This is a genomic window from Moraxella lacunata, from assembly GCF_002027545.1.
Classification (GTDB): domain Bacteria; phylum Pseudomonadota; class Gammaproteobacteria; order Pseudomonadales; family Moraxellaceae; genus Moraxella; species Moraxella lacunata.
In genome coordinates, this window is sequence record NZ_MXAN01000019.1 from 1 (window position 1) to 12,378 (window position 12,378).

Genomic DNA, 12,378 nt, shown 5'->3' on the forward strand with positions numbered 1-12,378 from the left:
TTTGGTGTTGGGTTGATACAAGGGCGAACGGAAAACCTAGTTTGGCATACTTTTTAGATTACTAGCAAAATATTAAAAATGGTTAAAAATATCACGCCACTCCGCCAACGCACAGACGTTGCCATGCTTGTTGGCTTTGGCAATGTGGCGAGTGTCGGCACTCACAAACGTGATGTTGCGATTGATTGCCATTGCCTGATAAATGCTGTCATACATGGACGGATAGCCACTTTTGGCATTGCCGTCTTGACAGATTTTACTCGCCAATTGCCAGTCGTCAAAGTCAGGCACTTGCAACACCAAATTGGTCGCCCGATAATCCGCGAGTAACGCCAATATCTCATTTAACTCAATGTGCAATCGCACACAAACCGAGATAACTTCATAATCAAAAAGTGTCGGAGCAACGATTAAAATATCGTGAGCAATGCAATAATCCAAAAAGTCAAAAGCTAGCGGGCTGTCATGTTCGGCGTGTAGCAGTTTGACAAAAACGTTGGCATCAATTACCACACTATCAGCAAAATGAGATTTCACACCTGTCCGCCTTGTCGCAACTGATAAATCATATCTGTGGTAGAAATGCCGTCAGGTGCTTTGGTGGATTGGCGTAGCGTTTGCATTTTTTTAAGCAGTTTTTCCTTGTTGATTTGATAAATTTGCTTGGCAAGCACTTCGCTGACAAACTCTGATTGCTCATCAAAAAGCACAAGTTCGTCCAACTGCTTGGCAATGCTTTCATCAATTACAAACGTTCTTTCAACCACTGCCATAACACCCCCTATACGCCATACTGCTCGCGGTAGGCTTGCATTTTTGCCAAATACTCGGTCTCGCCTTTGGCTTGCAAAAAGCCAATAATATCATCAATATCCACCAAGGCAAACACAGGCACGCCAAAATCATCTTTGATTTGCTGAACTGCCGAACGCTCGTCCTGCCCACGCTCTTTGCGATCAAGGGCGATGACAATCCCAGCAAGGCTCGCCCCTGCACCCTTTAAAATCTCAACCACTTCACGCACAGCCGTCCCTGCGGTCATGACATCGTCAATCACCCACACCGATTTGCCCGACAAGTCCGCTCCGACAAGGTTACCCCCTTCGCCATGCGTTTTGGCTTCTTTACGGTTGTAGCCCCAAGCAGTATCAATGCCGTGCGAACGCCACAACGTCTGGGCGGTAGTCGCCACAAACGGAATGCCCTTATATGCCGCCCCAAAAATCGTGGGATTATCGCCTAACTCATTTGCCAAAATATCAGCATAGCCGTTTGAGAGCATATCCAACGCCTTACCGCTAGACAAAAGCCCTGCATTAAAAAAATAGGGACTGACACGCCCTGATTTTAGGGTAAATTCGCCAAATTTTAAAACGCCATAATCAAGCAGCAGTTGAATAAATTCGTTTTTGTTAAACATAAAAATCTCCGATGAAATAAATGCTATTGTACTCTGTTTTTGACAAATTTCCCAAATTTTTTACAATAAAAAACGCACCGAAATAGTGCGTTTTTTCATTAAAATCGTGCTGTAACACCAACAGTAAAAGCTCTGGCGGGCAACGGAGCGATATAACGCAAGGGTGAGTTATGTGGGCGGGCGTCTTCATTAAGCAGATTCGTACCGCCAAAACGCAACGTCATCGGACTGCCCAACCAATACACGTCCTTTTTCACATCTGCACTGACAAGTGTGTAGGCAGGCAATGCTGTCTCACTCTTGGCATTTTGATAACGTGGCTCATCATAATGCACGCCATCAATACCCACTTGCCAATCCTGATACTCCCACTTAATCCCAAGTCCGTAGCGATTGGTTGGCATGTTTGGCATATAGATACCGTCATTATGTAAAGCCACTTCGCTGGCATTTAGATGTTTGTTTTTGACCAAATCAGCAAACGACGATATCGTCATACTGCCATAACGACCCAAATCAAAATCCCGACTCACATCTATCTCAAAACCCGTTACCTGAACGTCATTTTGTTGCCAGTATTTTAATGGCATTCTCGCCCCACCTGTAATCGCCCCGCTTGATGCCATATGAATGTAATCGGTGAACTTGTTTTCATACACCGATGCATTTACATCAAAATCCGAACCATCAAATGACACAGATAACTCTTTGCTTTTTACCCGCTCTGGTTTTAGATTCTGATTACCTTCTTCGTGTGCCATGATGCTATAATGCAAATTGGATGCGTACAGCTCATTAATATCGGGTGCTCTTTGACTATCGGCATAGCGAGCCTTAATGCCCACTCGGTCAAACGGACGAAACGATGCCTGCAAATCATAGCTGTCTAGCCCATATTTTTACCTTCTAGCTCTGCATTCTTGCATTACGATGCGTGGTAAAGTCGCCCACAATATCGTGTTCAACACGTTCATGACGGTAGCCCAATGTTAAATCCACAGGCTTCAATGATAGCGTTTCTTGTAAAAACACCCCATAAGTTGTTGTATCTACATTAGGCAGATACACCGATTCACCTGCTCCTTGAACCTGTCTTTTAGAGCCATTTACCCCTATCACACCCGACATGAATGGCCCAGGCTGATGATAAGCCGATGTGGCAAATTGACTGGTACGAAAACGGTAGTCATTAGCCAACTGCTCTCCCACACTCTCTTTGCTTTGTTCATGAACCCAGCCTGCGTGAAGTGTCATGCGATTTAGCCAAGGTAAGGCGTGGTGCGTCTGTGCTTCAACGGCCAGTTTATTTTGCGTACCATCAATACGCACGGGCTGACCGCTTTTATAATCAAGCCCTGCCCCTAAATTGGACATAGAAAAACCAGGCAGTCCATAACGGCTGTGCTTTGTATCGGCAGATAAAGCGACATAATTGCTTTTGCCATGCCCTTGCCAAAAATAACTGCCTGCCACGCCCAAACGATGATTTTCAAGGTCGCTATTACCTAGTTTTTTATGATAATTTTCAGCAATGTCCAAAATTTTGTCCACTTTCTCTATCTTGTCAGGGGTGCCTGCAACATAGTGGGGATTGTCTTTATATCTGGGGTTTGGCGTATTGGTAAACACATCTGCCAATCCAAGTCCCCAATCACTGTATCTATCACGAATCTTGCCTGTTGCTATGTCATAATAATCAGGCATATAGTATTTTTTGGACGCGATGTTAAATTCGCTTTTGATGACAGGCTGGCGTTGGCATGAATTAACCAAATTCATGTTATAACCAAGCCCGTATTGGTTGCGTGAAATTAATTGACTGTCACACACCCCCGCCTTGCTCGCCCCCACAATGTCATAGCCATCTAACTGCTGAGTGGAATACAAGACATTGACACTGATGTTTTTTTGGTTGTTAAAATTCGCCTTAATGCCATGCGAATCAATGTCATTAAAACCTTTTTGCAAATGCACTTCAAGCCCCACAGGCTCATCATCAAGATGCTTTGGTACAAGACCACCATCAATCTCTACGCTACCACCGATGGCATGACCACCTTCTTTTACGACATTATTAAACTTTTGCACACCGACCAAGCGATGAAATACTGGGTCAAAAGCGACATTTGTCCCTGCACTCATGGCATTTAGCCCATTGACCGCCATACCGTTTTCTGTAATATTAACTCGATTGCCAGATAAGCTACGTACAACGGGCGAGCCTGCATGCGGACCAAAACTACTACTCTGCACGCCTGAGATGCCCTTAACCGCATCACCAAGCGTTTTATTGTCTGATGATTTGTTATAAACATAAGTGGTATTCGGTGCTTTATCATCAAGATAGATGGTCATTGCAGGCAATTGAACATTGGGCAACTCTTCTGCCATTGCCGTCTGAGCCAATGCCGCCAACATCATCAAATTTAATGTACGTAAATGCATAATTACCTCAAAAAAAGATATATTATTACATAACAATTACATAAAAACAACAAATATCTTTGCATGAATTCTAAACAACAGTCCAAATCCCAATCTTACATCACAACATATCAACCCGTTAGTACAGACAATAAAAAACCCAATCATCAGATTGGGTTTTTAGGTAGTGATATATTAACCTTGAGCGGCAGCTTGGGCGGCAGCAACCTCAGCGGCAAAGTCTTCTTGCTTTTTCTCAATGCCTTCGCCAACTTCTAGGCGTTTAAAGCTGATGACAGTGGCATTTTCAGCTTTTAACACATCGCCAACTTTTTTATCGTTGTCAATGACATAAGGCTGGTTGACCAAAGTAACTTCGTTTAGGTACTTTTGGATACCGCCAGTGATCATCTTCTCAATGACCGTCTCAGGCTTACCAGATTCTTTGGCCTTGGCTTCAATAATGTCCTTTTCACGAGCTAGGATATCGGCAGGTACATTTTCTTCATTGACCGCCAATGGATTAAAGGCAGCCACTTGCATGGCAACAGACTTACCAAGTTCTGACGAACCACCATCCATAGACACAACCACACCGATACGCAGACCATGACGGTAAGCGGCTAGGTTGGCACCTTCGATGACTTCGGCACGGCGAACTTGTACGTTCTCACCGATTTTTTGTACTAAGGCAACACGAGCTTCTTCTACGCTCACGCCATCTTCATAAGATAGTGCAGAGATGGTTGCTACATCCGTGGTGTTGTTTGCTAGGGCAAGCTCAGCGACTTTGTTGGCAAATGCGGTAAAGTTTTCGTCTTTGGCAACGAAGTCGGTTTGGCAGTTTACTTCTAGTAGTAGTGCCTTACCAGCAGTTTGAGCTATGATGATGGCACCATCAGCGGCGATGTTACCTGCTTTTTTAGCGGCTTTGGCTTGACCTGACTTACGTAGGTTATCAATGGCAAGCTCAATGTCGCCATTTGCTTCTTCTAGGGCTTTTTTACATTCCATCATGCCAAGACCAGTACGGTCACGGAGTTCTTTTACGGTTTTTGCAGATACTTGAGACATGGTTTTTACCTTTTATTTGCTGATGATTGAATTTAAAATGCAATGACTCATACATACAATAAGTCATTAATTGGAGCGTATCGAATTTGATGACCCATGTCGCTTTATTATTGACATGTGCAAATAACACAACACGCCCCAATGTCAAATCAGTAGTTATTTACCACTTGACCTGCTTGGTCAACTTTATCTTCAACATCGGCAGTAGCGTTATTGCGACTGGCTTGTTTTTCAGGATCTAACTCATCGCCCTTACCTTGGGTTTTGGCATATTCTTTACCAGCGATGATGGCATCAGCCATGGCAGTGGCATATAGAGTAACGGCACGAATGGCATCGTCATTGGCTGCGATGACATAATCTACGTTATCAGGGTTTGAGTTGGTATCAACCACGCCAATCACAGGAATGCCTAGGTTTTTGGCTTCTTTGATGGCAATGGCTTCATGATCAACGTCAATCACAAAAATCGCATCAGGCAGACCATTCATGTCTTTGATACCACCCAAAGCACGCTCTAATTTTTCCATGTCACGAGTACGCTCTAGGGCTTCACGCTTGGTTAGCTTGGCAAAGGTGCCATCTTCGGCTTGCTTTTCTAACTCTTTTAGACGAGTGATGGATTGGCGAATGGTTTTCCAGTTGGTCAATGTACCACCCAACCAGCGATGGTCGATATATGGCATGCCCGCACGTTGTGCTTGCTCACGGATGGCTTGACCTGCGGCACGCTTGGTGCCAACAAATAGAATTTTGTTACGGTTAGCAGCTTGTTGGTTAGCAAAAGTTAGGGCTTCGTTGAATTGCTTAACAGTGTGTTCAAGATTGATGATATGAATGCCGTTACGTGCACCAAAGATGTATTGGTTCATCTTAGGGTTCCAGTAGCGGGTTTGATGACCGAAGTGAGCACCAGCTTCTAACAAGTCACGCATGGCGATTTGAGTAGGATTTGACATGATGTGTCCTTAAAGTTTGGGTTATGCCTCCACGAATGAGCCTTGCCGAATTTGTCTTATAAAGCCTATAAAGATTTTGAATAAAACAAACACCCCGACAAGCCAAAAGCAAGTCCTGCAAAAAGTATATTTAGGACTTTAATTCGTGTGTGTCATTAAAGTTAAAGTAAAATGCTTAAAAAAGCCACTCATTATAGCATAGATTGGTATCCCTGACAATAAAATCCGCCCACCTGCAACACACTTTTTAAAAAGTTATTTGCTTGATGGGCGGATTCATGATAAAGACAATGAATTAGTTGCTATAACCAACACAGATGCCAATCACGCCATCATGCTCGTGCCAATGAAAAGGAATGACATAAGTACGCTTATCTTTGGGCAAAAAGTTTGCACTTGGCGCCCCATCAACAATCTTAGGTGGCGAGATGATAAAATCAGAGCCAAATTCTGTACGTGCATTACCTGATACGGTATTTGCCACCTCACCGATAAGGTCTTTTAATAGTGCCAATGAGTTCTCAGGTTCACCCAACGTGATAAGCAAATCACGAAGCAATGGCGTCTCTGCACTCACGTACACACAGCCAGTTAAAGGGCCTGTGATGGTGATAATACCACTGTAATCATAGGCAAGCGGTGTGGCGTTGCTGTTTAGATATGGAGTGTCTACATCGGTTAGTTTTTCACCAACTTGGTCAAAAAATGCCATAACCGAGCTGATAAAAATATTTAATTTTTCTGCTTTCATAAATACTTCTCAAAGTGTCATGCCATACCTTGTTTAAGGTTATATCTATCAACTCATCAATGAAATGATGCTTAAAATCTGTTTGATTTTAATGGCACTAATACAAATAAAATATTTTATTTATATCAAAATAATAGAAAAACGCTTAAACATTTAAGTAAAGCAAACAAAAAGTCTTATCAACTTTTTAAAATTATAAATCACCGACGGATATTATCCGCCGAATACCAATCAATCGTGCATGAGCTCATCAAGTGCTGCAACCAGTTCTTCATCAGAAAATGGCTTACACAAAAAACCACTGGCACCCAGTGATAATGCTTGAATGCCTGTGGCTTTATCAGAGAGTGCTGAAACCACCAAAATACGCACCCCATCATCCAAAGCAACCAACTTCTCAATACATTCCAAACCGTCCATTTGTGGCATGGTCAAGTCCATGGTCACCACATCGGGTTTATGTAGTTGAAATTTTTCAACGGCATCTGCACCATTAGATGCTGTGGCAACCAACATGAATGTTTCGTTATTGTAAGCACGCTGAATACGATTTCTGATGATATTTGAATCATCAACAACCATTAATTTATACATATAAACTCCATTAGAATGCCCATAAGCCTGCTCATGATACAGCACTTATGGGTTTTCGACTACTAAAATTAATTACATGGGCAGTTTAATCACAAAGCGACAGAATTGACCTTCTTCACTTTGAACATTAATCTTACCACCAAACTCTTTGACACGGTCTTTGACAATGTCTAACCCCACATCTCGCCCTGCATCTTCATCAGCTTGGTCTTTGGTGCTAAACCCTGAGGAAAACAGTATGTTTAACAAGCGACTCTTCTCAAAGGCGTGCACTTCATCTTCGGTATAAGTACCTTTGGCTATGATACGCTGACGAATGGCCTCATAATCAATGCCTTTGCCATCATCCTCTATGCTAAAAATAAAGTCGCTATTGTCATCACCTGCATGAGTTTTTATCATCACTTTGACAGTGCCCATCTCATCTTTTCCATTTTGAACACGAGCAGCGGGCGAGTCAATACCATGCACGATGGCGTTACGAAGTAGTTGAACAGACAATTCTTTGGTTACGGTTTTTAGGCGTGCAGGAATATTTTGACCTTCCAGTCCTTGGGTATCTAGCTGTACAAGTTTACCCTGACGCTCAGCGATGTCTTGGGCAAACTGCTCTAAATACGCACCCAACTCTTCTTTGGCATTCACAGTTTCTTGCTGTTCTGTTGTCTGAGTTGTCTCACTTCTTAGATAATCCTCTTGGGTCTTAGCACCAACCTCTTGATGTCCGTGATTCATCATATTACGTGCTGCTGTGTTAATACGCTCACCTAGACCAGTAATGGTATTAGATAAGCTCAACAACTCATCCAAATGTACGGTCAATGGCAAGAAGTCATTACCTGAGAGTGTTGCTTGGTTTTGCAATGCGTGCAGTTTATTTTCTGCCTCTGATGCAATCTTAGTAAAACTGTGCAACTTTAATGCTGATGCCTCACCTTTTAAGCTGTGCATTTCACGATATAGCGATTTGGTTTTATTTTGTAGTTCAAATTGCGAGCTGCCTGGGTTTTTTAGCGTGTTATTCATCTTTTCAATATGCTTGTGCGTATTGTCAATGAATTCGCCAATAACCGTAGGATTTACGTTCAAAATGGTGGTCAGCATCTCAATCTGCATGTCATTTTGGGCACGTTCTTGTTCTAGACGTTGTTCCAGACGCACCGCATCAGAGATGTCATTGACGTTCACCAAAATACGGGCAATGTCTTTGCCTTCATACACCCGAGAGAATTTAAAATCAAGATAGCGGTTCTCACTCGTGCCATTTCCACCCTCGCGCTGAATCATGACCTTATTCAAAGGGTTCAAGCTGTCCACAAGTTTCTCTTTAACACGTGGGTTATATAGCTGGTCAATGAATTTTTGTGTGGTATCAAGGTCTTTATCAGAGATGCGATTGCGAAGAACGGTGGTTAAGTTCTCACCGCCTAAGCGTTTAGTACCGATAATGTCGGTCAGAGCTTTTGAGTGCTGCTGACCGATGTTTAGGTCTCTGTCAAGCAGGAACAGACCTGTGTTTACCGTCTGCATAATCTCTGTGGTCTCTTGACGTGCCGCTTCGGTTTCGGCATCCGATTGACGCAGACGTCTTAATACAATCAGAATAAACACAGCAAAATACACCAAAATCGCACCCACCCCAATGATCTGAATGATACGAATATTACCAGCTTGGGTCTCAGCAGCACGTGTTACACTAAAAGTTAATTCATGCAAAGCATCATTCATCGCCAAAGATGAGATTTTGGCTTGCTCACCTGCCAAACGCAATGGCGTACTAGAATCTGCGGTGATGTCGCCTGCCACCGCCAAATATGCCTCTACCCTAGGTTTTAGAGCGTTCCACTGTTCACGTGCTATCTCCAAATGAGCGACGGCCTCTGAATCCGTTAGCTTTGGCAATTGGTGAGTTTCACCATGAGAGTCATGATAGATGCCAGCATGCTCAATGGCACTTAGGGTTGATTCAATGGATTTTGACGTTTCATCCAGACGAGACAATACCGTTTTCATGTGAGGAGATGTGATGTCCTCGCCATAACTTAACTGCATGTCAAAAATATCTTTAATGAGTGACTGGGTGTCGTTGGCAACCCAGTGTGTGGCATCCGCCAAGGTAGCGTTACGTTCTAGTACGTTTGAGGCATAAAATGTAAACGCAAGCAGAATAAAAATCAATGCCATAAAAAGCGACATCGAGATGATCAGACCCCGATAACGCCCTGTGGCTGGCGTGGTATTTTGAGACATGAATACTCCCAACTAGAAGTGACTGACGCTTTTATTACAATTCTAACTGTATTTATTTTGGATATTTTTAGTATGAGATAAAACACCAAAACATAAAAGCATCTATAAAGTTTGCCCAAGTTTCATCATCACACAAAAACCATCTCATTCACCGCCGAATGACCCCCATTAGCCATGATGATTGGTTACAAGTGTTACGTATTTACTACAAAATTTGGAATAATATCCAACATTATAACACAATTATCATCAAAAAATCGTTAGTTTGCATAAAATTATCATCAAGAATATCAATTAAGCTTAGCAAATTTGCCAACAATTACTTTGTAAGGTACACAAACATCACTGAACACGCTTCACCCATGCACCACTGCCATCCACACGACTGTCATTTTTGATTTTATCACGCAAGGCGGCGGCGGCATCTTGATTTTTTTCTGATCCAACCAACACTCGCACGCCACGACTGGTCTGACTGGTACTGACCGTATAGCCAGCATCTCGGTATTTTTTGGCAAGCTCATCGGCTTTGGTTTGGTTATTGGCAAGCGACACTTGCACGCCGTAACGGGCATTGCTGTCGCCATCACTGCCTCTTTGGCGGGCTTCTTTTAGGCGTTTATCGGCACTGGCGGCAGCCCGCTCTTTGGCTTCTCGCTCCTTGGCTTCTCGCTCTAAGCGTGCCACTTGTGCTTTTGATGGGATTTTGATGGTTTTGCCAAGCGGTAAGGGGTCGTGTCGCCCCATGTTGTTGGCTTCGGCAAGGGCAGAGACAGGCACGCCATACTGACGAGACAGCTTAATTAAACCATCGCCACGCACCACTTTGTGCTGACCATTATTGGCATTTTGTGGGGCTTCATCACGGGCTTTTTTGGCTTGTTCTTTTTTCTCTGTTTCGGCTTTATCTTTCTCAGCTTGTTCTTTTTGGGCTTTTAGCTTATCAGCCTTGACTTTTTCTTTGTCGTTTTTTTCACGCTGTTCTTGCTCTTTTTTGGCTTTTAGCTCTTTTTCTTTGGCAAGTTTTTCCAAACGTTCACGCTCCGCCTGTGCCTTGGCAGCGGCAATGGCTTCGGGGCGTGTCTCCACCGTCAAAGTATCGGCAGGCGTGGCTGTGGCTAAGGCTTTTTGTTCAGCGGTCGCTTTGTCAAGAGCCAGTTGCTGGGCCTTTTCTTGGGCTTCGATGAGTGCCATAGCTTCTTTTTCTTGGGCAAGCGTGCGAGCTTCTCGGGCTTGTTGTTTGGCGGTCAAAAGCTTATCCTCGGTCGCCATGTCCACGGTCAAAGGCTCAACGGTCGGACGAGCTACGCCGTCATCGGCAATGGTCGCCACGTTGTCTGTTTGGGGGGTGGTCTCGGCAGTTTGTACGTTTTGGGCGGTGTCGCTTTGCCCTTGATTGACGGCATATAAAATCACACCACCGCCCAAAACCAAACTTAATCCTAATAATAACTGTTTTGAAATCATCGTCTTATCACGTCTGTTAGCAATGTTTTTATTTTACCATAAAAGACAATAAAGCCAATCGGATTTATCCTGATTTTACAATTTTCTTATAAAGTGCGTGGGTCGTTCGCTAGCCCTAGTGCAATGAGGCTCTCGCCTATCGTATGAAACGAGCCAAAGCACAAAATCACATCATCATGACCTGCCTGTGTCTCTACACTTGCCACCGCTTGGGCAATGCTGTCATGAGCATAAACGGTGCTGTTTGGTAAATGCGTGGCGATTTTGGTGTGCAGTTCGTCCACTGTCACGGCTCGCACATTATCAATCTTGCCAATGTGCCATGCACAAATCGGCAAATCAAACGCACCAATAAATGCTAACACGTCATCAATGTCTTTATCGGCAAGCATAGAAAAGACAAAATGCAATTTGGCAGTAGGGCGATTATCTTTAACAGTTTGCCAAAATGGGATAAATAAATCCATTAAAAACTGTATGCCATGCGTATTATGCCCAACATCAAAAATCCATTGTTTGTTATTTATCATTCTTTTGTCAAATCGCCCTGATAATTTGACATTTTTTAAGCCGTTTTCAATATCATTTATCCCAATAGTTAATTTGCTTGCCAATATCGCACTGATGGCATTACTGGCATTTATCAGAGCGATATTTGGCTTTGGCAAATCTAATGTCATCGCCCCATTGGCATATATCCAATATTTATCATGTGCTTGATAAATAAAGTCCCTGCCATAATGGTAGCATTTGGCGTTTTTGTCATGGATAATTTGAGATACACTATTTGGCATATCATGCTCGCCATAGATGACGGGCATATCATCACGGATAATCCCTGCTTTTTCAAAACCGATTTTTTCTCTATCATCGCCCAGCCACTCAATATGGTCAATGCCGATATTAGTAATCACGCCAATATCAGGGTTAATGATATTAACCACATCAAGTCGTCCACCCAAGCCAATCTCCAATACCCAAACATCGCACTTTAATTCTTTAAAAATCCAAAATGCCGATAATGTCGTCATTTCAAAAAATGATAAAGAAACATGGCAGTCCGTGCGTGCTTTTTCACAGGCGTTAAAGGCTTTTATCAATAATTCATCATTAATATCTGTCCCATTGATTTTAATGCGTTCGTTAAAACTAACTAAATGGGGCGATTGATACAGGGCGGTTTTGTAGCCAGCTTGGGTGCAAATCTCGCTGATGAGAGCGGTAGTCGACCCTTTGCCATTGGTGCCTGCGACTGTGAACACATAAGGGCGGTGTGGCAAGTCGTCTTTTAATACGCCCAACGCTTGGGCGACAGGTAGCACACGGTCAAGCCCCATATCAATGGCGGAGACGTGAATATTGCCCATATAATTGAGCCATTCGGAGATGGTTTGGGGGGTGTTCATGGGTGTTTTTGGTGTTAAAAATTTGAGGTATTG

Annotated in this window: 12 protein-coding genes; all 12 read right to left on the reverse strand. The window is 43.3% G+C overall.

Annotation, left to right across the window (positions count from 1 at the left end; translation table 11 throughout):
• Nucleotides 1-72: 72 nt before the first annotated feature.
• The 12 genes from B5J94_RS03640 to folC all read right to left on the reverse strand — a co-directional run bounded on the left by B5J94_RS03640 (nucleotide 73) and on the right by folC (nucleotide 12,345).
• Nucleotides 73-537: a type II toxin-antitoxin system VapC family toxin gene (locus B5J94_RS03640; protein WP_062498259.1), complete on the reverse strand. Its 465-nt coding sequence runs from the start codon at nucleotides 535-537 to the stop codon at nucleotides 73-75.
• Entirely contained in the window at nucleotides 534-773 is a 240-nt protein-coding gene (locus tag B5J94_RS03645; RefSeq protein WP_062498260.1) for a hypothetical protein, read from the reverse strand. The genes B5J94_RS03640 and B5J94_RS03645 overlap by 4 nt, the downstream gene beginning before the upstream one ends.
• An 8-nt stretch (nucleotides 774-781) precedes the next feature.
• A complete protein-coding gene (gene pyrE / locus B5J94_RS03650; protein WP_062498261.1) occupies nucleotides 782-1,420 on the reverse strand; it encodes an orotate phosphoribosyltransferase in 639 nt (212 codons plus the stop codon).
• 98 nt (nucleotides 1,421-1,518) lie between these two features.
• A complete protein-coding gene (locus B5J94_RS03655; protein WP_062498262.1) occupies nucleotides 1,519-2,295 on the reverse strand; it encodes a TonB-dependent receptor in 777 nt (258 codons plus the stop codon).
• Between the two features lie 31 nt (nucleotides 2,296-2,326).
• Nucleotides 2,327-3,865 carry a TonB-dependent receptor plug domain-containing protein gene (locus B5J94_RS03660; RefSeq protein WP_062498263.1) on the reverse strand — a complete coding sequence of 513 codons (1,539 nt, stop codon included), beginning with the start codon at nucleotides 3,863-3,865 and terminating at the stop codon, nucleotides 2,327-2,329.
• A gap of 174 nt (nucleotides 3,866-4,039) precedes the next feature.
• Nucleotides 4,040-4,918 (reverse strand): translation elongation factor Ts, encoded by an 879-nt coding sequence (gene tsf, locus B5J94_RS03665; protein WP_062498264.1) that lies wholly within the window; start codon nucleotides 4,916-4,918, stop codon nucleotides 4,040-4,042.
• A 149-nt stretch (nucleotides 4,919-5,067) separates the two neighbouring features.
• Nucleotides 5,068-5,877 carry a 30S ribosomal protein S2 gene (gene rpsB, locus B5J94_RS03670; RefSeq protein ID WP_062498265.1) on the reverse strand — a complete coding sequence of 270 codons (810 nt, stop codon included), beginning with the start codon at nucleotides 5,875-5,877 and terminating at the stop codon, nucleotides 5,068-5,070.
• A gap of 295 nt (nucleotides 5,878-6,172) precedes the next feature.
• The gene (locus B5J94_RS03675; RefSeq protein WP_062498266.1) at nucleotides 6,173-6,628 is read right to left on the reverse strand and encodes a chemotaxis protein CheX; all 456 of its coding nucleotides are present in this window, start codon (nucleotides 6,626-6,628) and stop codon (nucleotides 6,173-6,175) included.
• 231 nt (nucleotides 6,629-6,859) lie between these two features.
• The gene (locus B5J94_RS03680) at nucleotides 6,860-7,222 is read right to left on the reverse strand and encodes a response regulator (RefSeq protein WP_062498267.1); all 363 of its coding nucleotides are present in this window, start codon (nucleotides 7,220-7,222) and stop codon (nucleotides 6,860-6,862) included.
• 72 nt (nucleotides 7,223-7,294) lie between these two features.
• Entirely contained in the window at nucleotides 7,295-9,472 is a 2,178-nt protein-coding gene (locus B5J94_RS03685; RefSeq protein WP_062498268.1) for an ATP-binding protein, read from the reverse strand.
• Between the two features lie 342 nt (nucleotides 9,473-9,814).
• Nucleotides 9,815-10,939, reverse strand: a complete 1,125-nt coding sequence (locus B5J94_RS03690) for an SPOR and LysM peptidoglycan-binding domain-containing protein (protein WP_062498269.1) — start codon at nucleotides 10,937-10,939, stop codon at nucleotides 9,815-9,817.
• An 86-nt stretch (nucleotides 10,940-11,025) separates the two neighbouring features.
• Nucleotides 11,026-12,345: a bifunctional tetrahydrofolate synthase/dihydrofolate synthase gene (gene folC, locus B5J94_RS03695; RefSeq protein ID WP_062498270.1), complete on the reverse strand. Its 1,320-nt coding sequence runs from the start codon at nucleotides 12,343-12,345 to the stop codon at nucleotides 11,026-11,028.
• Nucleotides 12,346-12,378: the final 33 nt, after the last annotated feature.

Excerpts from the sequence above, each read along its gene's own strand:
- B5J94_RS03690 (WP_062498269.1), bottom strand. The coding sequence starts at position 10,939 with ATGATTTCAAAACAGTTATTATTAGGATTAAGTTTGGTTTTGGGCGGT.
- tsf (WP_062498264.1), bottom strand. The coding sequence starts at position 4,918 with ATGTCTCAAGTATCTGCAAAAACCGTAAAAGAACTCCGTGACCGTACT.
- pyrE (WP_062498261.1), bottom strand. The coding sequence starts at position 1,420 with ATGTTTAACAAAAACGAATTTATTCAACTGCTGCTTGATTATGGCGTT.
- B5J94_RS03645 (WP_062498260.1), bottom strand. The coding sequence starts at position 773 with ATGGCAGTGGTTGAAAGAACGTTTGTAATTGATGAAAGCATTGCCAAG.
- B5J94_RS03675 (WP_062498266.1), bottom strand. The coding sequence starts at position 6,628 with ATGAAAGCAGAAAAATTAAATATTTTTATCAGCTCGGTTATGGCATTT.
- B5J94_RS03660 (WP_062498263.1), bottom strand. The coding sequence starts at position 3,865 with ATGCATTTACGTACATTAAATTTGATGATGTTGGCGGCATTGGCTCAG.
- B5J94_RS03680 (WP_062498267.1), bottom strand. The coding sequence starts at position 7,222 with ATGTATAAATTAATGGTTGTTGATGATTCAAATATCATCAGAAATCGT.
- rpsB (WP_062498265.1), bottom strand. The coding sequence starts at position 5,877 with ATGTCAAATCCTACTCAAATCGCCATGCGTGACTTGTTAGAAGCTGGT.
- folC (WP_062498270.1), bottom strand. The coding sequence starts at position 12,345 with ATGAACACCCCCCAAACCATCTCCGAATGGCTCAATTATATGGGCAAT.
- B5J94_RS03685 (WP_062498268.1), bottom strand. The coding sequence starts at position 9,472 with ATGTCTCAAAATACCACGCCAGCCACAGGGCGTTATCGGGGTCTGATC.